This window comes from Pseudobutyrivibrio sp. MD2005, from assembly GCF_000621865.1.
GTDB lineage: Bacteria > Bacillota > Clostridia > Lachnospirales > Lachnospiraceae > Pseudobutyrivibrio.
The window spans coordinates 1-23704 of sequence record NZ_JHXE01000023.1; the positions used below are offsets into that span (position 1 = coordinate 1).

The 23704-nt window shown below is 38.8% G+C and carries 17 protein-coding genes; 16 read left to right on the forward strand and 1 reads right to left on the reverse strand.

Annotated features, from left to right (window positions below):
• A partial coding sequence (locus tag T498_RS15420) for a transposase zinc-binding domain-containing protein (RefSeq protein WP_036978259.1) occupies positions 1-217 on the reverse strand: 217 nt, incomplete at its 3' end.
• Positions 218-460: 243 nt separating this feature from the next.
• On the opposite strand from T498_RS15420, the gene T498_RS0109025 reads away from it, so the two are divergent.
• The 16 genes from T498_RS0109025 to T498_RS0109100 all read left to right on the forward strand — a co-directional run bounded on the left by T498_RS0109025 (position 461) and on the right by T498_RS0109100 (position 23359).
• The gene (locus T498_RS0109025; protein WP_036978262.1) at positions 461-2584 is read left to right on the forward strand and encodes an FAD-dependent oxidoreductase; all 2124 of its coding nucleotides are present in this window, start codon (positions 461-463) and stop codon (positions 2582-2584) included.
• Positions 2584-3690, forward strand: a complete 1107-nt coding sequence (locus tag T498_RS16240) for an NADH-ubiquinone oxidoreductase-F iron-sulfur binding region domain-containing protein (protein ID WP_051524690.1) — start codon at positions 2584-2586, stop codon at positions 3688-3690. The genes T498_RS0109025 and T498_RS16240 overlap by 1 nt, the downstream gene beginning before the upstream one ends.
• 888 nt (positions 3691-4578) lie before the next feature.
• Positions 4579-5388, forward strand: coding sequence for a hypothetical protein (locus T498_RS0109035; protein WP_028235634.1), 810 nt, complete (start codon positions 4579-4581; stop codon positions 5386-5388).
• Positions 5389-5601: 213 nt separating this feature from the next.
• Positions 5602-7050 carry an FAD-dependent oxidoreductase gene (locus tag T498_RS0109040; RefSeq protein WP_028235635.1) on the forward strand — a complete coding sequence of 483 codons (1449 nt, stop codon included), beginning with the start codon at positions 5602-5604 and terminating at the stop codon, positions 7048-7050.
• A 20-nt stretch (positions 7051-7070) separates the two neighbouring features.
• Positions 7071-7466, forward strand: coding sequence for a C-glycoside deglycosidase beta subunit domain-containing protein (locus T498_RS0109045; protein ID WP_028235636.1), 396 nt, complete (start codon positions 7071-7073; stop codon positions 7464-7466).
• 14 nt (positions 7467-7480) lie between these two features.
• On the forward strand, positions 7481-8533 hold the full coding sequence (locus tag T498_RS0109050; protein WP_028235637.1) for a sugar phosphate isomerase/epimerase family protein: 1053 nt from the start codon (positions 7481-7483) through the stop codon (positions 8531-8533).
• Positions 8534-8797: 264 nt separating this feature from the next.
• A complete protein-coding gene (locus T498_RS0109055; RefSeq protein WP_028235638.1) occupies positions 8798-9670 on the forward strand; it encodes a sugar phosphate isomerase/epimerase family protein in 873 nt (290 codons plus the stop codon).
• Positions 9671-9687: 17 nt separating this feature from the next.
• Positions 9688-10131, forward strand: a complete 444-nt coding sequence (locus T498_RS0109060) for a C-glycoside deglycosidase beta subunit domain-containing protein (protein ID WP_028235639.1) — start codon at positions 9688-9690, stop codon at positions 10129-10131.
• 170 nt (positions 10132-10301) lie between these two features.
• Positions 10302-11141 carry a sugar phosphate isomerase/epimerase family protein gene (locus T498_RS0109065; RefSeq protein WP_028235640.1) on the forward strand — a complete coding sequence of 280 codons (840 nt, stop codon included), beginning with the start codon at positions 10302-10304 and terminating at the stop codon, positions 11139-11141.
• 298 nt (positions 11142-11439) lie between these two features.
• Positions 11440-12723 (forward strand): Gfo/Idh/MocA family protein, encoded by a 1284-nt coding sequence (locus T498_RS0109070; protein ID WP_028235641.1) that lies wholly within the window; start codon positions 11440-11442, stop codon positions 12721-12723.
• A 166-nt stretch (positions 12724-12889) separates the two neighbouring features.
• Entirely contained in the window at positions 12890-15298 is a 2409-nt protein-coding gene (locus T498_RS0109075) for a GH39 family glycosyl hydrolase (protein WP_197019947.1), read from the forward strand.
• Positions 15299-15493: 195 nt separating this feature from the next.
• Entirely contained in the window at positions 15494-16564 is a 1071-nt protein-coding gene (locus tag T498_RS0109080; RefSeq protein WP_028235643.1) for a Gfo/Idh/MocA family protein, read from the forward strand.
• Between the two features lie 172 nt (positions 16565-16736).
• Positions 16737-18164 (forward strand): MFS transporter, encoded by a 1428-nt coding sequence (locus tag T498_RS0109085; RefSeq protein WP_242839225.1) that lies wholly within the window; start codon positions 16737-16739, stop codon positions 18162-18164.
• A 142-nt stretch (positions 18165-18306) separates the two neighbouring features.
• The gene (locus T498_RS0109090) at positions 18307-20706 is read left to right on the forward strand and encodes a GH39 family glycosyl hydrolase (RefSeq protein ID WP_028235645.1); all 2400 of its coding nucleotides are present in this window, start codon (positions 18307-18309) and stop codon (positions 20704-20706) included.
• A 171-nt stretch (positions 20707-20877) separates the two neighbouring features.
• Positions 20878-21834 carry a flavodoxin family protein gene (locus T498_RS0109095; RefSeq protein WP_028235646.1) on the forward strand — a complete coding sequence of 319 codons (957 nt, stop codon included), beginning with the start codon at positions 20878-20880 and terminating at the stop codon, positions 21832-21834.
• A gap of 61 nt (positions 21835-21895) precedes the next feature.
• The gene (locus tag T498_RS0109100) at positions 21896-23359 is read left to right on the forward strand and encodes an MFS transporter (protein ID WP_242839226.1); all 1464 of its coding nucleotides are present in this window, start codon (positions 21896-21898) and stop codon (positions 23357-23359) included.
• Positions 23360-23704 lie beyond the last annotated feature (345 nt).

The window sequence follows — 23704 nt, forward strand, 5'->3', positions numbered from 1 at the left end:
ACTGGGTTCCGCAGGTGGGACAGAATCTACTGTGACATCTGAAAGGGACAAATTTAAGAGTGCCACATTTTGTACATCCGTACATGGCACCACCAAAAGAAGGATTACCACACTCAATCATCTTGTTTACATTATCAATGACAGCCTGGCGTGGATGTGTGGTCATCATAAATTCTTCGTAATTATCTAGGAATATTTCTTGAAGAATGTTACCCATAAGATAATTATAGAAGACTAGAACTAAGAGATAAACCCCACCCCTCATGATTGAGGGGCAGGGGAGTTGAGTAGGCGTAGCCTATTTTTTATTGCAATAAAAAACAAGATAGTGTTGCAGTATAGATATTTTGAAATAAATCCTTGCAAGAATCTAAGTCGAAAATAGAAATATATATAAAGCCAATAGACATCTTTCAAAATACAATAATCTTAACATGAGATTTTGAAGGAGTCTAAAATTATGGCAATGGTTAATTTAACAATTGATGGCAAAGCTATAGTAGCAGATGAGAATAAAACTGTTCTCGAAGCTGCATTAGATAATGGGATTTACATTCCTCATTTATGTCATCATGGTGATTTACATCCAAATGGTGGATGTCGTCTTTGTGTTGTAAAACAGGAAGGCGTAGATGGAGTTATTACATCATGCTCGACAAAGGTTAAAGAGGGCATGGTAATCAGTACAAAAGAGGAGACAGCAGAGAAGGTACGTAAGCTTTCGGTAGAGCTTATGTTCAAGACTCATCCAAGTGAGTGCGTAGGCTGTCCTAAATATGGCAAGTGCCACCTTGCATCTATTTCACAGTATGTAGGTGATGCAGGACGTGATCTTCGTCAGCAGAAGTTACCTCTTATTGAGAATGAAGAAAATCCACTGATGCTTCACGAAATGTATCGTTGTATACTTTGCGGACGCTGTGTGCGTGCATGTTCAGAGCTTCGTGGCGTAGGTGCTCTTAAGTTTGAAAAAGTTGATGGCCGAATGAAGGTTGTCATAAATGGAAACAGTTTAGAGGAGGCAGGATGCCAATTCTGTGGAGCATGTGTTGAGGTTTGTCCAACCGGTTCTATCAGAGATAAGCTGGGAGTATTCAAGGATGATCCAAGTCTTAGCAGAGAGATGACTCTTGTGCCATGTAGCGAGGGATGCCCAGCACATATCAATGTTCCAAAATATATTAGATTCATTAAAGAAGGAAATTATCCGGCTGCAGCAGCGACTGTTAGAGAAAAAGCTCCATTCCCAGAGTCATTAGGCTACATCTGTGTTCATTCTTGCGAGTTACAGTGTAAGAGAAATCATTTAGATGGTCCTCTTTCAATCAGAAATCTTAAGAGATTTGCAGCAAGCCAGGATGATGGAAGCTGGAAATCAAAGGCATTCATGAAAGATGCAACAGGTAAAAAGGTTGCTGTAATCGGTGCAGGACCTGCAGGACTTACAGCAGGATACTATCTCAAAAAGCTTGGCCATGAAGTTACTATTTTCGAAAAGCTTCCAAAGGCCGGTGGCCAGATGAGATATGGCATCCCTTCATATAGATTACCTCGCGAAGTTCTCGATAGAGAAATTGCAGAGATTGAATCAATCGGCGTAGAGATTAAGTGTGGTGTGGACGTTACATCTGCAGCAGATCTTAAGAATCAGGGTTATGACGCAGTGTTTGTATCAGTTGGAACACATGCAGGCAACAGACTTCCACTTGAAGGAAATGATTTGCCGGGCGTTTACCTTAATGCAGACTTCTTACGTTCTATTAACCTTGGCAAAGCACTTCCAGTTGGTGAAAACGTTGTTGTACTCGGCGGTGGAAACGTTGCTATCGACTGTGCTGAGTCAGCGCTTCGTCTTGGTGCAAAGCATGTAACTATGACATGTCTTGAGGCTCCAGATAAAATGACAGCCTCAGATGAAGAAGTTACATGGGCTAAAGAGGATGGAATTGTAGTTGAAAACTCAAGAACATTTGATGCAATCGAGTCAGAAAATGGCAAAGTGACAGGCTTAACCGTGACAGGAATTGAAGGCCTCAAGTTCGGACCAAAGGGACCAGAGTTTACACGTATTCCTGATTCAACAGTTACTTTCCCTGCTGATACTATTATTTTTGCAGTAGGTCAGCATCCAGATATTACAGATGAGTTTGGATTAGAGCTTAACAGAGGACGTATTGTTACAACAAATGGGCATGAGACATCGGTTGCAGGAATTTATGCAGCAGGCGATGCAGTAACAGGAACACGTTCAGTAATCGCAGCAATTGCAGAGGCAAGAGCAGCTGTATCTGAAATCGACAAGTACCTTGGTGGAGATGGTAACATCGAGGAAAATCTTGCACCAGAGCAGATTGCAAATCCATGCATTGGCAAGAATCCTGAGCTTACAAAGACTCATAGAAATGAGCCAACAGTAGACGACGCAGAATCTAGAAAATGCAATTTTGAGCCAATGGATCATGGATTTGATTGTAGCAAAGCGGGCTGTGAAGCGAGCCGTTGTTTACAGTGTGACCTTCGTGTACAGATTACACCACAGAAATTCTGGAGTGATTACGTAGCAGAAGAAGGAGGTCAGCAGTAATGAAGAATTTAGTTGTAGTTAGTTGTGTAAGCGACGATAGAAAAGCACCTCTTTCAGTTTACATTCTTAATAATTATCGTAAAGACGTAGTTGAAGGTGTTGAAAAATATGCTTCTGGATTAGATGCAGATATTATGTATCTTCTTCCAGAAGGACAAAAAGTGGAAGGGCTTGAAGGCGATGTGCGATACACTTGCGCATGTTCACCAACATTGAATAACCCATATTCAGTAGTGCAGGTATTATCAGGCAATTTGCCTCGTCCTATGATTCAGGATGATTTTGTAGCTGTGTATGAAGATAAAGCAGTTTCTGTTATTACACCTGAAGTAGCTTATGGAATCGTAAATGGTTTGGAGGAAAAGTTTGTTGCAGTTAATGTAGGGGATGCAACAGAAATCAAGAAAGTAAAAGTGGGCACAACTGTAAATGAAGTTGTTGATATTGCAGATGCCAAGGCTGTTCTTTTTGGGGGATTAAAGGGCGAGTTTGTTACAGTTGCTGAAGCAGCAGGACTAAAGATTGAAGCTCTAGAGAAGTATAATTCGATCACAGTATATAGTAAGCAGGATTGTATGGTAGATGCATGCGTTCAGCTTATGAATGCTGCTTATGAGGATTCTTGCGGTAAGTGTGTTCTTTGCAGAGAAGGCACATCTCAGTTCAAGCAGATTGTTACAGAGATGACTACTGGTAAGGCAAAAATCACAGATATTGATCTTGTGAAGGAAGTTTCTGAGCTAATATCAATTGGAGCATATTGTCCATTTGGTCAGAATATGACAAAGCCTCTTACAACAGCAATGAATCTCTTTGAAGATGAGTTTGAAGACCATATCAAGAGAAAGACTTGCAAGTGCGGTAAGTGCTATAAGGCCGCAGAGCTTTACTTCATTGATCCTGATGAATGCCAGGGCTGTGGCGATTGTATCGATGCTTGCCCAGAGGACGCTATCGAAGGCAAGGATGGATATATTCATATTATTGACCAGGATTTATGCGAACAGTGTGGCAAGTGCGTTAGTGCATGTGATGAAGGTTGCATAAAGACAGCCACAAAGCTTCCTAAGCTTCCAAAGAAGAAAACTAAAGTTGGAAAGTGGTAATTGCCATTATTATATTGTTGAATCGAGCCGGTTGTTTTTCAACCGGCTCTTTTTGGGATTGATTGGCTATTGACAAATCTTTATTCGGAAGTTATATTCTTGTTTATTAATTGTTTGAATATCTTTTATTACAACTTTTGTGACATGTGCAATTAATTTCGTCACAATTTACCACAATAATCTGGCTGAGCCAGATAGCTTTTTAGAATATAGTGTTTCATCCATAGGGCTATGCTTGGCATTTTGACAATGTAGTAGCTGTTAAAGGAGGAATTTTGTTCCTTATTCCGTTGTTATAGGTAGTTTTACTTGTGTGATTGCAAATAATGCTGTATCACAAGTAGAAAATATTTATGAAAATCCAATGCTACTTGTGATTCGACTAAGTGCAACTAACGACAAGTAGGTTTAAAACACTAGTTTTGGGAGGCTACTTGCTATTTGCGATTATTTGAGAATCACAAGTAGTTTGCTGGGTGCCGCTGTGGATTCCTACTTGCGTGAAGAGCTAATTCTTTGGACCACAAGTAGCAGAAAAATAAACTGTATAAAAACTACTTGTGATATGAAGTAATTATTGTGTCAACAAGTAGTTGAAACTGAAAAAGCTTTTGCGGCTACTTGTGGAAAAAGAGAATATTTGTAATCACAAGTAAAAAAAGCAAAAGTAGCCCAAAATAGAAAAGCAAGACTTCTTGCTGACAGAACAATGAAATTGTCAGCAAGAATCCTGCTTTGCAGGACATGAAAATAGATAAATCTATTTTCATGGTATTTACGATTCCTGAAAAAACTGATGTTTTTCAAGAATCTATGACTTTTAATTAAGCGTGGAATAATAAAAATGTGGGGGAAAGATATTTGATAAATATACAAGGATAGAGAGGAATGGGAAATTTGGAGAACTATAAAAAGCAGCTGAAGGAGCAAGAAGAATATTTAAAGGCTTTGATTAAGAAGAGTGACAAGAATTTAGAAAAATATAAGGACATTCAAGACAAGAGGATACGAATATCATATAGCAACGGCTGTAAACAATTTTTAATGTACAACAAAGATACAAAGGAAATAACCTATGTTAAGAATTCAAAACAAAAAGCTGTAGCAAAAATATTACAGCGAGACTATGAGCTGGCCCTTAACAAAAAACTTAAAGAGCTATATAAGAAGCTGGAGCGTTTTAATCGCACCTATGATTTTGAGGAGGTTAAAAGAATATATGATGATTTGCATGCCACAAAGAAAGAGCTGGTTATCCCTATGATTGAGTCTGATGAGCAATTTGTTGCAAGATGGCTTTTAGAACATCAAGGTGAGCAAAATGATTATCCAGAAGAAGCAAGAATATATACTGCTAATGGAGAGCGTGTCAGATCTAAGTCAGAAAAGATAATTGCTGATTTGTTTCTTAAATATAATGTTCCTTACAGATATGAGCCAAAGCTAGAGATTGGTAATAATCACATTATTAATCCAGACTTTGTAGTGTTAAATGTAAGAGAAAGAAAGACTATTTATTGGGAGCACTTAGGGTTGATAGAAATGGAGAGTTATGCTGTGAAAAACCTTAAGAAAATAAATGATTACAATATAGCGGGATATGAGCTTGGGGAAGACTTAATTATTTCTATGGAAACTTCTGAGAAAGTTTTTGATTCCAGAAGAATAGAGGATCTGATAGTAAAGTATTGCATCTGATTAGTTGATAGAGGGAGCGGCCGAAAGGCTGCTCCTTTTTGCAACGCAACCTTGTTATATTTTGCACGGCAGATTTTTTGCCGCCTTTTTGTTGCAATAATAAATAAGGTATATAGAAACTGATGAAAGTTGTGAATGATATGTGATGGTAAATTAATATCAGAAATTGAGAACAAACCTTTTAGGTTTTATTTAAAGAAGGAGAACAACGAAATGGAAAATTTAAAGACACAGCTTGTTGTTATCGCAGGTGGTCCATCAGGGATGTCTGCAGCGGTTCAAGCGGCAGAAGATGGCGCTGATGTAATCGTTATTGAAAAAGCTGCCATTACAGGCGGTGCAGCAAACATGGGTATGGGACCTCTTGGTATTGGTACAAAGTATCAGCAGGAGCAGATGATTGACATAACTGTTGAAAAGGCATTTAACATGTTTATGGATTACACACATTACAATGTTGATGCGAGACTTGTAAAGAGATATTTTGAGCAGTCAGCAGAGACAATTGAGTGGCTTGAAGACATGGGCGTTGAGTTTGAAGGTGCTTTCAAATATTTCCCACAGTCAGAGGCTACATGGCATATTGTTAAGACTGGTAATAAGATTGGTCCTCGTGCAGCAGGTCATATGAACAAGGCTCTTCTTAACAAGGCACAGGAACTTGGCGTAAAGATTATGCTTGAGACAGCTGGTAAGAAGATTCTTAAAGATGATGAAGGTAAAGTTTGTGGTGTTGTAGCAGTAAACAAAGATGGTGAAGAATTCACAATCGAGTGTAAGGCAGCTGTTATTGCAACAGGTGGTGCTGGATGCAATCCAGAATTTATTAAGGAAGAAATTGGTGTTGAGTATGGTAAGGATGTATTCAACTTTGCAATTCCTGGTCTCGTAGGCGATGGTCTTAAGATGGCATGGGAAGCAGGTGCAGATCACCTTCCAGTTAGAATTGAATCAGCTTGCGATGTAGGTGGTGGCGAAGAAGCTGGTATTTGTGTAAAGAACGTACTTAGACAGCCAAACCTTCTTGTAAATGCATTTGGTAAGCGTGTCATGAACGAAGAGTTCATGCAGAACACAACATATCTTTCAAATGTTGCAAATCACCAGAAGGATAAGAAGTTATTCTCAATTGTTGATTCAACAATCGTTAAGTCATATGTAAAGAATGGTGTTGATGTTACATCATTGGTAACACCAGATCCTGATGTTTCAGGCTTCTATGATGAGATGGATGAAATCATTAATAAGGGCTCTAAGAACTTCTTCAAGGCAGACACAATCGAAGAATTGGCTGAAATGATCGGTGTAGATCCTGAAGTTCTAGAGGAAACAATTGATGATTACAATGATTACTGCGAAGGAAGAGATGAAGAGTTCTTCAAGAACTACAGATATCTTCGCAAGTTAAAGAAGGGACCATTCTACTGTGGCACATTCCATCCAGGCGGATACGGAACAGTAGGTGGTATCAGAATCAATGAAAACTGCGAAGTTTGTGATAAGGATTTCATGCCTATCCCAGGACTTTATGCAGCAGGTGCTGATTCATGTAACATTTACGATGATTCATACATGTTCTTACTTCCAGGTAACTCAATGGGATACGCTGTAAACACAGGACGTATCGCAGGTATGGAAGCAGCAGAATACATCGAAGATTAATTATTTGGAGGAAATATAAAATGGCAGGAAGACCTATATACAATCCAGCCAGCTTTAAGAATGTTTCTGTAGATGGAAATGTGATTGGATTTAGCTTTGAGTTCAAGGCTCAGTATTATCGTTCATTCACACTTTCAATCCTCAGAGATATTCAGCTTAAAGTTGATGGAGAAGAAGTTAAGAGAGAAGATATTTGCATTACAGTAAATGGTGACACATTCACACTTGATGAATGTAAAACAGTTGTTGATCCAGAGTACCGTTGGGAATTTGGTGAGTACGCAACAGTAACAGTTAAAAAAGAAGGCGGCCTTGCAGCTGGAAAGCACACAATCGAAGGAAAGCAGATTATCGCACCTTCATACATGCCTTTCCAGATTGAGGCACCATGTAACATTGAATTCGAGATTAAGTAGGGAGGATAAACAAAATGAGCGATATTAAAAGAAGTGTGTCTCTCTACAGCTATCAGGATGAGTACTATCTTGGAAAGCTCGATTTAGAGGGATGTTTAAGAGAAACAGCTGCAACAGGAGCAACAGGTGTAGAGCTTCTTGCAGAACAGATGATAAAGCAATTCCCACTTCCAATTGAGACAGAGGAGTTTAGAAATAAGTGGTTCGATTGGATGAAGAAATACAACTTAACACCAAGCTGCTATGATGCGTTCTTGGAAAATCGTATATACGATAATCGTACACTTACATTAAAAGAGCAGGTTAAGATGATGGAACGCGATTTAAGACTTGCTTCATTACTTGGCTTCCCAGTAATTCGTACACTTGTATCAACACCTATGGATGTTATCGAGGGCAGTCTTGAGTATGCTGAAAAGGTTGGTGTAAAGATTGGACTTGAGGTTCATGCACCATTCTCACTCAACTCAGGTTGGGCTGATGGTTACATGGAAATGATTAACAGAACAGGTACAAAGTATTTTGGATTTATCCCAGATATGGGTATCTTCTGTAAGAATATTCCTGATGTTGTACGTGACAAGGCTCGCCGTCACGGTGCAAAAGAAGAATGCATCAAGATTGTTGACGATGCTTATGCAAACCGCGTTGCAAAGGGCTTTACAAAGATTAAATATGACCTTAACCTGGGCAAGGCCAACATGGAATATCGTATGGCAAATGGTATGGCTGAGATGATGGATGCTGTTAAGGCTGCAGGCGGTGGCCCTGCTGATTTAGAGTATGCTGGCAACTCATTCACATATTCTTGGTCAGAGCCACAGGATATCATCGACAACATCGATTATATCTTCCACACACATGCTAAGTTCTACAATGTTCATGAGGATTTAGTAGAGACAGCAGTTGCACTTCCAGAAGTAATTGAGGCATTCAAGAAGGCTGGCTATACTGGCTTCTTAAGCTCAGAGTATGAAGGTGGTGAGCACCTAAGAATGGATTTAGACGTAGATTCAATCGAGCAGGTTCGTCGTCATCAGGCTGCTATGGCAAAGTGGATTGGTTAATAATTAATAATGTATTAAAAGGCATATCCAGACTGTGGGTATGCTTTTTTGTGCTATATGCAACCCACGCTTGTCATTTTTTGCAGGTTAAAAATATAACATTTTCGTATGCAATCAAAGACAAGAGAATGAGAAAAACAGCACAGATGAAAGTGAGAAAACCAAATAGAATAAACTTATCGACAGCGAAGTAAAACAGCTCAAGTCCGGCCGGCTAGGAGTGATTAGGGAACTTTTATTTTAATACGAAAAGGAGAGACTAAAATGTACAAATACGAGAAAAAGGGACCTAAGAGAGGAGTAGCACTTTACAGCTATTCTGCAGAATTTGGTTTAACAAAGACACTAGAAGATTGTTTTGAAGATTTACATGACATGGGGGCTCATGGAATTGAAATCTTAGCAAATACTCACATTGAGAACTATCCATATCCTACAGATGAGTGGGTAGAGAACTGGTGGAGATTATGCGATAAATACGAAATCGTTCCAGTTGAATATGGTAACTGGATTGATTCGCATGTTTTGGGTGATAGAGATCTGACTACAGAAGAGTCAGTTGAAATGTTGAAAAGAGATATCCGTCTGGCACATAGATTAGGATTTACAGTAATGAGAACTAAGATGCCAGTTATTAACGATAAATTAGAGCCAGTATTGAACTGGAGGGAGATTATTAAGGGAGCACTTCCACTAGCAGAAGAATTAGGCATAAAAATGTGTCCAGAAATACATACTCCATCAAATTTAAAAGGTAAGCTTGTAACTGATTTTGTAGATTTTATTAAGGAGACGGGGACGAAAAATTTTGGGTTAAATATAGATTTCTCAGTATTTAGAACTGAGTTTAAAGAAGGTGAGTGGAGAGATCCTCTTTACACACCAAATGTGCCAGAGGATATTATTCCATTACTTCCTTATGTGTACTGCTGCCATGCAAAATTCATCAACATGAGTGATGACTTTAAAGAGACAACAATACCATATCCTGAGATTATCAAGGTTATGCAGGACAACGGATACGAAGGATATTTGCTCAGCGAATATGAAGGAGCTGACAAATACGATGATGGCTATGAGGTAGGTCAGACACTTCGTAAACACCACATCATGCTTAAGAATCTATTAGGAGATTAATAGGGAGGATAAAACAAATGGAAAAACAGGTTATTCAATCAGTTGGATTTAGAAATACAAAAGATGCAGATGGCAAAGTTACTGGATTTCAGTTCAAAGTAAGATTGCCATATTACAGAGGAATCTTTCTTTCACAGCTTCGCCCAGGCACTCTTTACATTGATGGGGAGAAGATAGAGAAGGAAGATATTGTTTGGAACATTAAGGGCGAGGATTTCACTCTTGAAGAGATGAAGAGTGATTTTCAGACTCACTGGGCAGTAGACAAGCCAGCTGTATTAAAGGTTAAAAAGCCAGGTGGATTAGCTCAGGGCTACCATGACATTAAATACGGATTTTGCTTTACATCAAGCTATATGCCACCAATCATTCAGGACCATTTGGATCCAGATGAAGAGAGCATGGTATTTATGCCAGAGTTTGGACATCATGTAAACGAAAGACATTTATTGATTGTTTAGTAGCGCAATATTTTAATCGAATCTGTTGCAAGGACATATATAGGAAAAATATAGAATGCAATTATTGATTCAAAATAAATAAATAACACAAAGTCTAAGCACAGAATTAATCATAGAATGTGTACATAGAGATGAGACAACGAATCATTACATAGAAAAGGAGAAATGAAATGAGCAAGAAATTACCAGTTGGTATTCAGGTATATGGTCTCAGAGACTTACTTGAAAACACACCAGAGAATTTCAAAGATGTTATGACTAAAGTAAAAGAGCTTGGCTATGACGGCGTTGAGCTTGCAGGTCTTTACGGACTTGAGCCAGAGTTTGTTAAGAAGACTCTTGAAGAGGTAGGACTTACACCAATTTCTGCACACGTTGCATTTGATGAGATGATGAACGATATCGATAAAGTTATCGCTGATTACAAGACAATCGGTGTTAAGTATCTTGTAATGCCATACATGGCAGAGGAGTATCGTCCAGCTAATCCAGAGGGATTTAAGAAGTTCCTTCCACTTTTAAATGAGGTTGGAGAGAAGATTCATAAGGCAGGAATGACATTCCTTTATCACAACCATGATTTCGAGTTTGTGAAGCTTGAAAATGGCAAGTGGGGATATGATGAGATGTTTGATAGCATCCCAGCAGAAAATCTTCAGTCAGAGCTAGATACTTGCTGGTGTGATGTTGCTACAGGCGAAGCTCCAGAATTTGTTAAGAAGTATACAAACCGTATTCCAGTAGTTCACCTTAAGGACTACATCAAAAAGGGTGAGGTTAAGAATATGTACAAGCTCATCGGTATCGATGAGGAAGAATCTGAAGGCGACACAGGATACTTTGGATTCCGTCCAGTTGGTTTCGGCCAGATGATTTGGGAACCAGTTCTTGATGCAGCTATTGAAGCCAACGCAAACTGGGTCATCGTAGAGCAGGATGAGCACTACGAGCTTGAGCCACTTGAGTGCGCTCGCCGCAGCCGCGAATACTTACGTATCCTTGGCTGGTAAAATATGGGCGGCCGCTGTAGTTTCGCATGCTCCCGTAGGGCACCCTCCGCACCTTCGCTTGGGCCCCGCCCGCCGGCGTAGGACCCTCCCAAGCTCGGCACGGTATCCCCTACTCGCGCTTGCCAAGGTTATGAGGCCGCTAATTTACATTACATAAGATACATTAGGATTTTAGATGAGTCCGGTAGGCATCAAGCTCTTTGTACTCTCAAGCGAGACGTGTTGTCGAGCGGAGAGTATGAAGGCTTGTAGCCGTAACCGGACGGATTACGTAGTCACGAAATTTAGGAGGAAGAACATGAAAAAAGAAATAAGAATTGCGATTATTGGTTGTGGTATGATTTCACACCGTCACATGACAGTTATTGAGAACCTTAACAAGAGAGGCGAGAACCTTAAGGTTGTTGCAGCAGCTGAAATTGATAAGGAAAAGCTTATGGCTTGGGGCAAGCAGTACGGAATTGACGAGAAGGATCTTTATGTAGATTTCCGTGAGATGCTTAAGAGAGATGATATTGATGAAGTAGAAGTTTGCGTACACAACAATCTTCATACATCAGTTGCAACAGCAGTTATGGCAGCAGGCTTCCCTTGCTACTCAGAGAAGCCAATGGCTTGCTCATATGCTGATGCAAAGATTCTTTACGATGCACAGAAGAAGTATGGTCAGAAGCTTGCTGTTCAGATCAGCTCAATCTACAACCCACAGACACGTATCGCTAAGAAGATGATTGAAGAAGGAAAGCTTGGAAAGGTTTATCATGCTCGTTCAGTTGGTCACAGACGTCAGGGCCGTCCAGGATATGATATGCAGTTCTTCTCAAAGGACTTCATCAATCCAGAAATCGGTGTTCACGGACCATTATTTGACCTTGGTATTTATCATCTTGCTCAGATGCTTTATGTACTTGGTATGCCAGAGCTTGAGAGTGTATATGGTGTTCAGTCCTGCGATTATTGGACACATCCAACAATTGATAAGCAGACAAATCGTACAGCTCCAGTAGAGGATCTTGGTATTGGTATCGCTCGTTTCAAGAACGGCCTCTCAATGGATATTTATGAGGATTGGGCTATTCACATGGATGAAATTGGTACAAGCTTCATCGCTGGTAAGAACGGTGGTATTAAGTTTATCGATGTTGATTCAACAGGTGGTCCTATGGCAGTTCCAGAGGGCGGTGCTATCGTAGGTGGTGGCAACCTTCAGACTCCAAAGCTTGAGCACTTCGGTGTTGATGAAGATGGCAACCTCTTTGAGACAAAGCTTGATTGTGCTATCGGTGATATCACTGGTCAGCAGGAACTTGCTCTTCATCCAGAGATGGCTATGTACAACGACAACCAGCTTCACTGGTATTCATATCTTCGTGGCGATCTTACAGATGAGACAAGAATTGATTCACCTTATATCGCAATGCAGACAGCATTCCTTTCAGAAGGTGTTGTTCTTTCGAATGAGCTTGGTCGTTCAGTAACAGCGGATGAGATTAAGAAGATGTCTAAGTCAATCGCTATCCGCGAGCAGAAGACAGATTTTGGAACAATCAAGTATGATTTTGATGAGTATATTCCAGAGTAATATAAACTAAATTAGAATTTTTAATTAGCCTGCAAGGCTGCGTGTTTTACCCAAAAGAGGTTGAGAAATGCAGCAGCAGGCTATTTTTTGTGGCAAAAAGATTCTTTGTATAAGTTCGAAATTTTGTGATAAAATGTCTTGTGATATTTTGTTTTACGAGGTGTCTATGAATAGTTTTAATCAGTTTCAGACAAATATATATAGAAATTATCAGGAAGATCAGCATTTGCATACAGATGTTGAGCTTCTATACGTTGTAGATGGCAGCATCACTGTAAAGTTAAAGGATGCTGTTTTTGAACTAAACAAAGATGATGTAATTGTTATAAATTCAAGTATTCAGCATAGCATCAGCACAAAAGAAAGAAGCATTGTATGCTCAATCATGTACGATTATCAGGTGCTTGTTCACATATTAAAAAAGCCAAATAGCTTTTTCTTATGCAATAGTGTTGCTGATAAAGCAAAGAACTACGATAAAGTTATAGAGATTTGCAGAGATATAATTTATCAGCAGGTATCTTCTCTTAAGAAAACCGATAGCTTAAAGTATAGTATGCTCTATCAGTTGCTAGATGAGCTTATCGAAAACTTTGTGCTCGATGATACTAATTCAGAGATTTCGGAGAATTATGATGCGGATGAAAAGCTTCAGCTGATTATCCACTATGTACATACCAATTATCAGGACGGCATCAGTTTATCTGATTTGGCTAAGCAGATGTATACATCCACATCGACCTTGTCTCGTTTGTTTAAAAAGCAGACAGGAACATATTTTGCAGAATACGTTAACCAGGTTCGTACTAGATACGCGGTTGATGAACTTTTATATACAGAAAAGAACATGACAAAGATTGCCATGGATTGTGGTTTCTCCAACGCCAGTGCTTTCACAAAAGTCTTCAGAGAAATCTACAGCATGGCGCCTACAGAATATCGTCAAAAGATGAAGGGCAGTGTCAGTGAGGCTAAGCCTATTGATGATGATATTAGAGAGCAAATCCAGCTGGAGTATAAAAAGAATATTCCTGCACCAGAGGTGGAATCTAAGGTTGAGGCAGTTCTAGATGTTAGAAATACCACTGATTTTATTCGCAACTGGAATAAGCTTGTTAATGTTGGTTTTGTACATGATGTACTGAAGGCTAATAATCAGTATCATATTCAGTATCTTGCAAAGGAACTGGATTTTACTTATGCAAGAATATGGATGGTATTCAATTCCAAGACAATGGTTTCCGACGGAAAGACAATAGGCAATTACAACTTCGATATGATATTCGAAGCATTGGATTTCCTTGTAGACAACAATATAAAGCCATGGCTTGATTTTACTAATCGACCATATGCCAATGTAACAAATCCTGCAGAGTCTGAATGGTTTGAAGACCTTAGGATTATTTATAAAGATAAGAGAGTTTGGGAAGAGCTATATCGTACTTTCGTTAAGCTTCTCATCAGAAGATATGGTGAAAAGGAAGTATCATCATGGCGATTTGAGATTGGTCTTGAGGGCTTCCATGATGATTATGATGAGTTTTATGCGTCAGGTGGATTTGATTTTGTGGACGTTTATTCATTTGTTGCCAAAACAGTCAAAGAGGTATTACCTGATGCACAAGTAGGATATTCTGCCGGTGCAGCTATTGATTATCCTACCGAGCTGGAGCCAATACTTAGAATGCTTAAAGAGGGGGAATACCCACCAGATTTTATCTCTGCAATTCTTTTCCCTTATGTGCCAAAGCATGTAAAGACACTGGATGGTGGCAAGGCGCAGTTTGTTCGCACTAAGGACAGAGACTTTGAAGGTACAGAGATAAATCGTATATACGATATGTTTGATAAGGTTGGAATTCCAAGAGAAAAGCTTTCCATAAGTGAGTGGAATTTAACCTGTAGCAATCGTAACTATTTAAATGACAGTTGCTTTAGAGCATGTGTATTCATCAGAAACGTAGTTAAGTTCGCATATGCGATAGATGTTTTGGGATTATGGATTGCAAGTGATTGGCAGTGTAATTCATTTAACTCCAGAAGTATCATCAATGGAGGCGGAGGTATTCTTTCGAAGGACACTATCCGTAAGCCTATCTTCTTTGCAATCAAGATGCTTAATCATCTTGGCTCAAAGCTTATTGCAAAAGGTGACAATTTTATTGCAACAAAGGCTGGAACTGATGAATATCAAATCGTATGCTTCAATCCGGTTTGGTTTAGTCCTAGCTACTATATAGATGCGGAAAATCAGGCTACAGTTGATGAAGCAAAATCATACTTTAATCTTAAAGAAGATAAAAAGCTCGTCATCAAGCTTACAGGCGTCAGCGAGAATGCAGGCTACTACATAAAGCGCAGAAGAGTAAATCAGAATTTTGGCTCAATCATAGATGAATGGGAGAAATTCGATAACGATAGCAAGCTTGAGCGTACAGATGTTAAATACTTGCAGGAAATGTGTGTGCCAAATCTATCACGTACACACGCAGTATCAAAAGGAAATGTACTTACGATTGAGATTGATATGCAGGCAGAAGAATTCTGCGCATTGCATATTTTCCCAGATTATTGATACTAAATTTGCTATTGCAACAAGACCTTACTTTTGATTGCATCAATAATACGCCAAATAATACCTTTGCAATTATATGCAAAATATTTAAAACCTCATAAGAGAACACAACAGGGAAAGTCGGTATCATATGTTTAGATAGAAATAGAAGATATCGACTTTTTATTTGTTTAAAAATCCAAAGGAGGTTACATAATGGAAACAATAAAGATTGGTATTATTGGCCATGGTTTCATGGGACACGAACATGAAACTATGCTCACACGTCTTGATGGCTACAAGGTTGTTGGTATTTCTGATATTGATCCTAAGCAGCTTGAAGACGTTAAGGAAGGAATCAAGAGATATTCTTCAAACGAGGAAATGTTTAACGACCCTGATGTTGATGTAGTACTTATTGCTGCAAACAACAATCAGCATCACGACCTTGTAATTCAGGCAGCTCGCGCAGGTAAGGACATCATCTGCGAAAAGCCAGTTGCAATGAATCTTGCAGAGCTTGACGACATGGTTAAGGTTGTTGATGAGTGTGGTGTTAACTTCACGGTTCATCATCAGAGACGCTACGATAAGGACTTCAGAACAATGAAGAATGTATTCGATAGCGAGACATTAGGTGATGTTTACAGCATCAAGAGTAGCTTATACGGCTTCAATGGAAATATGCATGATTGGCATGTATATATTGCAGAAGGTGGTGGAATGCTTTTTGATTGGGGCGTTCACCTTCTTGACCAGATGCTTTGGATGATGCCTGGTGCAAAGATTAAATCAGTATTTGCTGATGTAAGAAATGTAATCAATTTTGAGGTAGATGATTACTTCAAGATTCTAATGAAATTTGATAATGGTATTATGGCTGAGGTTGAACTTGGTACATATTTCCTTACAGACAAGATGGACAACAAGTGGTTTGAGCGTCATTGGATTATGGGCGGCAACAAGGGTACAGCTTACTCAGACGGATTTGATCCACAGGGCGCAATTGTTCGTACAAACGGCTTACTTCAGAATGTAGGCGGACAGCGTACAATGACTGCGGCGGGCCCAACTCGTTCATTTGGACCACCACCAGAAGGAAAGCTCATAACAGAGCCATTACCAGTTGCAGATACAACACATGAGAATTATTTCGAGAACTATCAGAGAGCTCATGACGGACAGGAAGATTTCCTAGTTAAGATTCCAGAAACAAGACGTGTTCTTAGACTTATGGAAGCTGCTAGAGAATCAGCTCGTACTGGTAAGTCAGTTGATTTTGAGTAGGATATAAGTGTGAAAAAAATGAGTGCAACGAAATGTAACAAATCGTTGCACCATTTTTTTTGCCTTAGAATTCTTGCAATATTAAATAAGTAATTGAAATTGGAAAATAAAAAGACTGTCAGCTTTGATGATAAGATTTTATCATCAAAGAACTGATAGGGAGGTATTTACAATGAGTGATGTTTCAATGACTGCTATGCAATCAACAGCAGCTACTACATCAAAAAAAGAGGGGGCAAATCCAGTATTGGGAATAGGATATGCCTTCGGTGAGGTTGGATGCCAGATGTCTTGGTATATGATTAACAACTTCCTCACATTATTTTACACCGATATTGTCGGACTTACAGCAACAGCAATTTCGTTTATCATGTTTGTTGCAAGAGTATGGGATGCAATTAATGATCCTATGATGGGTTCTATAGCGGATAGAACAAACACAAGATGGGGACGTTTCCGTCCATACATTTTCTTTGCACCACCATTTTTGGCAATATTCAACATTTTAACATTTACTGTATGGCCATTAGAAGGAGCTTTAAAAGTGCTTGTTTGCCTGGTTTGCTACATCGGAACAGGTATGGCCTACACCGCAGCTTCAATTGCATATCAGGCACTTCAGAATGTTATTGCTATTGATTCAAAACAGAGAATGCTTCTTGCTACATGCCGTAACATTGGTGCTTCAGTAATTGGTATTGTACTTTCTGTTGTTGCTGCTCCAACACTTCTTAAGCTTTCACATCCAGGAGTTGCAGCAGCTGATGCACAGGGATATTTTAGATTTGCAATCATTATGTCAATTGCTTTACTAGTTCCATTCCTTATTTGTGGAATTATTTGTAAAGAGAAGTACACAGAAAAGCTTCATGCAAACAAAGGTAACACTGAAAAACTTGGCTTCTTCTCAGCTTTAAGAGAAATTGCAAAGAATGATCAGCTTCTTATGGTTGTTCTTGCAACAGTACTTGGAACAATCTGCGTAGCAGGCCGTATGGGAATCCTTACATTCTACATCATTTACGTAGTTGGTGATTTCATGCACATCGCAACATTCTTTACAGTAATGACTGTTGCACAGTTAATCGGAAGTTTCTTCCTTCCACTTGGTACAAACCTTATGACAAAGAAGGGCTATCTTATTTTCTTACAGATGGTTATGAACGTTGGCTTCATCGCAATGTTCTTACTTCCAAATGCTGGTATTCCAACACTTCTTGCAATCTCTGCAGTCTGTGGTTTCTGTAACTCAGCTTCAGGTGTTTGCTACGGTCTTGTTGGTGACTCACTTGAGTATGGTGATTGGAAGCTAGGTCGTCGTCAGGAAGGTGTTGCAGCATCAATGCTTTCATTTGGTGTTAAGATTGCTACAGCAATCTGTGGTTCAGCAGGTGTTCTTCTTCTTGCAGCAGTTGGATATGTTCCAAACGCAGAGCAGACAGAGGCAGCTCGCCAGGGAATCAACGCAGTAGTTAACCTTCTTCCATTTGTAATCGGTGTGCTTTCAGTAGTTCCAATGTTCTGGTACAAGCTTACACCTGCAAAGGTTGAAGAGATTAGAAATGACCTTGAAAATGGTGTACATGCATACGACAACTAAATAATAATCTTTGTGGCCCTGCAATATGCAGGGCTATTTTGTTGCGCAAAAAAAGCCACAATATGTGAAAATTGCAATAGGAAAGTTACAGAAAAACAATATTTAAAAGCAATAGTGCTAGTCCGGGGCTAGAATATGTACTATGGAAAAGATTAGAGAAATTGTTCAATTTAATATTATTCATGAGACGAATAGTGAGCCAAGGGAGCAGCATTATCATCAGAATCTGGATTTGCTGTATGTGTTGGAGGGGACAGTAGATGTGGTTTTGGATGATAAAGAATACCATTTGCTGCCAGAGGATGTCATACTTATTAACTCCAACAAGCGGCATAAGTTTGAGAATTCGGGTAATCTACTGGCAGTTCGATTTGCCATTGATTATTATCTTTTGTCTCAGACAGTGGGAACTACACAGATTCTGTTTTTATGTAATTCTGTGATTGATAAAAGCACAGCTTATGATAGATTGCGCAAACAAATGCAGGAGATTATCAAGTGCTTTTATACAGGTAGCAATAGTGATAGCTGCCATCTTCAATCTCTTTATTATCAGATGCTGCACATCTTAATTGCCAACTTTATGGTAAAGACTGATGAGGTGAAAATTCTGTTTGATAATAATGTACAGAAGGAGAGAATAGGCGAGATTCAAAGCTATATTCAGGGGCATTATCAATCTGCTATTAGCCTCAACGATTTGGCTGAAAAAATGTATCTTACACCGGCATATCTATCGAAATATATAAAAAAGAAATTCGGAATGACATTTGTCGATTACTTGAACAACATCAGGCTTTTTCATGCGGTGGATGAGTTGATTTATACAGACAAGAGTTTGACTCACATAGCAATGGATAATGGATTTTGCACTTCGGCTGCATTCAATAAATCGTTCAAAAAAATGTTTAATGTCTCTCCAGGTGAGTATAGGCGCAATGCAGAAAGCAGAACCTTTGAGAACGTAGAAAATCAAAATGATGAGCAGGGTAAGCAAGAGATTATCTCATACATTAATAACGTATATACGAATCATGCAAAGGATTCACTTGATAAAGAAATAATAGAAGTGGATTCTACGGATTATAAAACAAGATATGTAGATGATGTAAGAGTAATCAATATCGGTAATGTGTATATGCTGCTTCAGCAGGAGGCCAGAGATCAGCTACTGATTTTAAAAGAGAAGCTTGGCATCAATTACATTCGTGTATGGAATGTTTTTGCACCAGATATCTGTATAAGAGCAGACGGTGAATACAGCTTTCACAAGCTTGATAATGTGCTGGATTTTTTGACGGATCAGGGGATTAAGCTTTATATGGAATTGGGACAAAAGCCTACGCTTCTTATGTACGCCCCAGATCGATATATTAACAATGAGAAAGAGCAAATAAATGTATTTGAATATGAGTATTACAAAAAACTTATCAAGGATTTGAGCATCCATCTTGTGAATCGATATGGCGTTGAGGAGATAGAAAAATGGTTTTTTGAATTTTGGAATAATCCTAAGCTTAATATGGGACGCGCAGATGGGGATTATTACAAATATTTTGATATGATTTATTCTACCTTGAAAAAAATCAGCGAAGATATTCAGGTGGGTGGTCCAGGACTGATACTTGGCTACGAAAAAGATTTGAGCCTTAAGGTATTTGATATTTGGAAGAGGCGCGAAATTAAACCGGATTTCTTATCATTTGGCTCATATCAATATATATCCGTAAAAGAAGGAAACTATATTTACGGTAAGAAGTCCATTGATAAGGATTATGTAGTGCATCAAGTATCGGAAATCAAAAAAGCACTTAAAGACTGTGGTTTTACTGAGCCTAGAATTCATCTGGACGAGTGGAACTATACCATTTCCAATCGAAATATTATTTCGGATAGCTGCGAGCAAGCGGCCTATATCATGAAAAACTATATTGATATGATTGGTCTTGTGGACGTTATGGCGTATTGGCATGGCCTTGATTTGTACACGGAAAACTATGATACAAACACATTGCTTTGTGGTGACTCTGGGCTTATTTCAAGGGATGGAATCAAGAAGCCTTCCTTCTATGCAGTTGAGTTTTTAAACAGAAGTTATAGCAGAGAGATTCTCAGGTTTGCAAACGGGCTGATTTCCACAAATGGAAGAGGCAGTTTTTCGATTATCTGTCATAATTTTAAAGCACTATCAGACGAATATATTGATATGGAAGAGGATGAAATCAAGATAAAGGATTTAGATAATTTCCTTGAAGATACTAATGATATCAACCTTCAGTATATCTTGAAAAACGTACAAAACGGCAGCTACCAGGTGAAGACATACTATATTAATCAAGAGTACGGTAGCGTGCAGGATTTGTGGAAGCGCTTGGATTTATCCAACTCAATGGAAAGTGAGGAAATCAATTTCATAAAACAGCATGCAAATCCTAATATGGAAATGCAAAAGCTTTCAGTTTCTAATGGTAATTTAGAAATCAATTGTAACCTTAAGCCAATGGAAATAAGGCTTATAGAAGTTAAGTACCAGTTTGGGTAAGAATAGAATAATTAATAAAGGACAAAAATTGTAATAGGATTTTTGTCCTTTATTTTTTTTGAAAAAAACAAAGATAGATATAGGAAAAGAAACTCGGCCAATATGGAAAAGAAAATAGCACTGACAATAAATAGAATTAATACAGAAGTTGTAAAAGGAAGGAGTAAAGAAATGAAAGTATTAGGGATTTCTTTTGGTCGTATAGATCAAAGAAGTGATGTTATGGTAAAGGAGGCTTTATTTGCTGCAAAGGCTGCAGGCGCAGAGGTTGAATTTATCAATACGATAAGACTTAATATTGGTCATTGCCGTGCATGCGATTATTGCAGCAGATGTAGAGATAAAGGCGATGTGGAGATTCATTGCTGTATGAAAGATGATTATTCAATTCTTGAAGAAAAATGTTTTGATGCAGATGGAATCATTATTGCTGCACCTGTTTATGCAGTTGGTATTGTTGGTCAGTTTAAGAACTTTGTAGATAGATTTGGTCCATCACATGATAGAGCAGCTCTTTTGGAGGAGAACAAGAAGCGTAAAGAGGCAGGCAAGCCACTTCTTGATGAGAGATATTTTAAGGACAGATATGTAGGATACATTTCAGTTGGTGGAGCGCAGACTCACAACTGGGTAGCACTTGGTCTTCCAATGCTTGATTTATTCTCATTCTCATTCTGCATGAAATGCGTAGGTCATGTAGATGCTTATGATCAGGGTAGAACAGGACATCCATTATTTGATGAGAAGCTGATGAAGAAATGTGCTGAGCTTGGAACAGCTGTAGCAACATCTCTTGGTAAGCCATACGATGAGGTGGATACATGGGTAGGCGATAAAGGAGTGTGCCCAGTATGCCACAATCCATTGCTATCAATGAATGGAACAACTACAGTAGAGTGTCCAATCTGCGGTATTTTCGGAAAGCTTTCAATCGAAGGGGAGAAGGTAACAGTAGAGTTTTCTGAAGAGCAGAAGAATAGAGCTCGAAACACACCAATCGGTATTTACGAACACTACAACGAGATTCAAAACATGATTGATGTTTGTGTTCCAAAGCTTATGGCTAACAAGGATACACTTCCAAAGATGATGGAGAAGTACAAAAACTTCGACGAGCATTGGGCATAAGTCAAGATTCAACTAATTGGGGAATTAGTTAATCTAATAAAAAATTATATGGGGGAAAAAGATGGATACAACTAATATGGCAGATACAACAATCAAATCTGGTATTACAAAAGCTAATCAGTATGGCATGGCTCCACTTAAGCCAATCAACTATGTTGTTTATGGTATGGGAAATTTTGCTTCTCAGCTTTCATGGACAATGGTAAGTACTTATCTTTCTATTTTTTACACAGACGTATTCGGTCTTGGAACTGGAGCGGTAGCTCTTCTTATGCTTATTGCAAAGGTATGGGATGGTATTAATGATCCTATGATGGGAACAATTATGGAACGTACCCACACAAAGCATGGTCGATTCCGTCCTTACATTGTTGTCGGCGCAGTATTCTTGGTAATATTTACAATCCTTACATTTACGGTACCAGGATTTGGCGGTCCTGCTAAGCTTGCATATGCATACATTACATACATCGGTCTTGGCATGTCATACACAATGACAAATGTACCTTACCTTGCATTGCCTATAGTTATGACACGTGATCCTAAGGAAGTAAACAGATTAAATGCAGCTCAGATGATGGGTATGACAATCGGACAGATTATTCTCAACCTTTCTGTTCTTCGTCTTGTAGAATGGTTTGGCCATGGGGATCAGAAAGCCGGTTATCACTCAACAGCAATAGTCCTTGCACTTATTGCGCTTCCATTGTTCTGGGCAGTAGCAGCTCTTTCAAAGGAAAGAATCAATGTTAAGAAGGAAGACCAGGGAAGTGTTATTGAAGGTCTCAAGCTTATTGCTAAAAACAGAAATCTTGTATGTGCACTTACATACAGCATGTTTAACATGTTTGGTATGCTTGGACGTATTTCAGTAGCAGTATTCTTCTACATGCATGTAGTAGGCGACATGAAGCACATCACAATTTTTATGATGATGCAGATGATAGTTGGTACACTTGTAATGCCACTTGCTCCAAAGCTTTGCATGAAATATGGTAAGAGAAACATCGGTATCGTTTCAATGCTTATTCAAGGTCTTTCACTTATTATCATCTTCTTTGGCCCATCAACAAATGTTGCATTCAACTTTGTGATGATGATTATTTATGGCTTTGGTTATATTGCAGGCCCTTCAGGAGCTGGTATGATTGTAGATGCTATCGATGATTTTGATCTCAAGTATGGTTACAGAAATGATGGTATGGCATTCTCATTCTCAGGAATGGCTACAAAGATTGGAACAGCTCTTGCAAACTCAACATTCCTTGTAATCATGGGATTATATGGCTATGACAGCATGTTTGCACTTAAAGGACAGCTTGAAGGTGCAACAGATCCTGGAATCATTGCAAGCCTTACAGATCAGATTACACACATTCAGTTTGGTATTAACATGTGTGCAAATCTACTGCCAGGTATCGTATTTTTAATTGGTATCATTCCTCTTCTTATCTACAACTTGGATAAGCCAGGTTACATGGATAAAGTAAGAGATGGTCTTACAGACAGAGACGCATGTAAATAACATCCCTATATGCCAGAGGCGAAATGCCTCTGGTTTTTGCTTTGTTATGAAGTAGTAAAAGTTTTTGATTTCGGTGGGGTATCGCAAAAAGTCTAAGATATAAGGCTTGCTGGAGGATTTGTGATACAGAACATGAGAATATTGCGAAGGTGTATCACAAAGAGACGAACGCAAGAGGCATGCTGGAGGATTTGTGATACAGAATTTTAGAATATTTATAGAATATATCGCAAAGAAACGAGTATATGCGGTTTGCCAGAGAGTTTGCGATACAAAATAGAAGAATCTGCAGATTTTATATCGCAAATTGTTTGGGAGGTCGCATAACTTAAGTAGTTTGCGATA

Bases quoted from the DNA above. Each gene is read 5' to 3' on its own strand.
- T498_RS0109025 (WP_036978262.1), top strand. From the start codon at position 461: ATGGCAATGGTTAATTTAACAATTGATGGCAAAGCTATAGTAGCAGAT.
- T498_RS16240 (WP_051524690.1), top strand. From the start codon at position 2,584: ATGAAGAATTTAGTTGTAGTTAGTTGTGTAAGCGACGATAGAAAAGCA.
- T498_RS0109035 (WP_028235634.1), top strand. From the start codon at position 4,579: ATGGGAAATTTGGAGAACTATAAAAAGCAGCTGAAGGAGCAAGAAGAA.
- T498_RS0109040 (WP_028235635.1), top strand. From the start codon at position 5,602: ATGGAAAATTTAAAGACACAGCTTGTTGTTATCGCAGGTGGTCCATCA.
- T498_RS0109045 (WP_028235636.1), top strand. From the start codon at position 7,071: ATGGCAGGAAGACCTATATACAATCCAGCCAGCTTTAAGAATGTTTCT.
- T498_RS0109050 (WP_028235637.1), top strand. From the start codon at position 7,481: ATGAGCGATATTAAAAGAAGTGTGTCTCTCTACAGCTATCAGGATGAG.
- T498_RS0109055 (WP_028235638.1), top strand. From the start codon at position 8,798: ATGTACAAATACGAGAAAAAGGGACCTAAGAGAGGAGTAGCACTTTAC.
- T498_RS0109060 (WP_028235639.1), top strand. From the start codon at position 9,688: ATGGAAAAACAGGTTATTCAATCAGTTGGATTTAGAAATACAAAAGAT.
- T498_RS0109065 (WP_028235640.1), top strand. From the start codon at position 10,302: ATGAGCAAGAAATTACCAGTTGGTATTCAGGTATATGGTCTCAGAGAC.
- T498_RS0109070 (WP_028235641.1), top strand. From the start codon at position 11,440: ATGAAAAAAGAAATAAGAATTGCGATTATTGGTTGTGGTATGATTTCA.
- T498_RS0109075 (WP_197019947.1), top strand. From the start codon at position 12,890: ATGAATAGTTTTAATCAGTTTCAGACAAATATATATAGAAATTATCAG.
- T498_RS0109080 (WP_028235643.1), top strand. From the start codon at position 15,494: ATGGAAACAATAAAGATTGGTATTATTGGCCATGGTTTCATGGGACAC.
- T498_RS0109085 (WP_242839225.1), top strand. From the start codon at position 16,737: ATGAGTGATGTTTCAATGACTGCTATGCAATCAACAGCAGCTACTACA.
- T498_RS0109090 (WP_028235645.1), top strand. From the start codon at position 18,307: ATGGAAAAGATTAGAGAAATTGTTCAATTTAATATTATTCATGAGACG.
- T498_RS0109095 (WP_028235646.1), top strand. From the start codon at position 20,878: ATGAAAGTATTAGGGATTTCTTTTGGTCGTATAGATCAAAGAAGTGAT.
- T498_RS0109100 (WP_242839226.1), top strand. From the start codon at position 21,896: ATGGATACAACTAATATGGCAGATACAACAATCAAATCTGGTATTACA.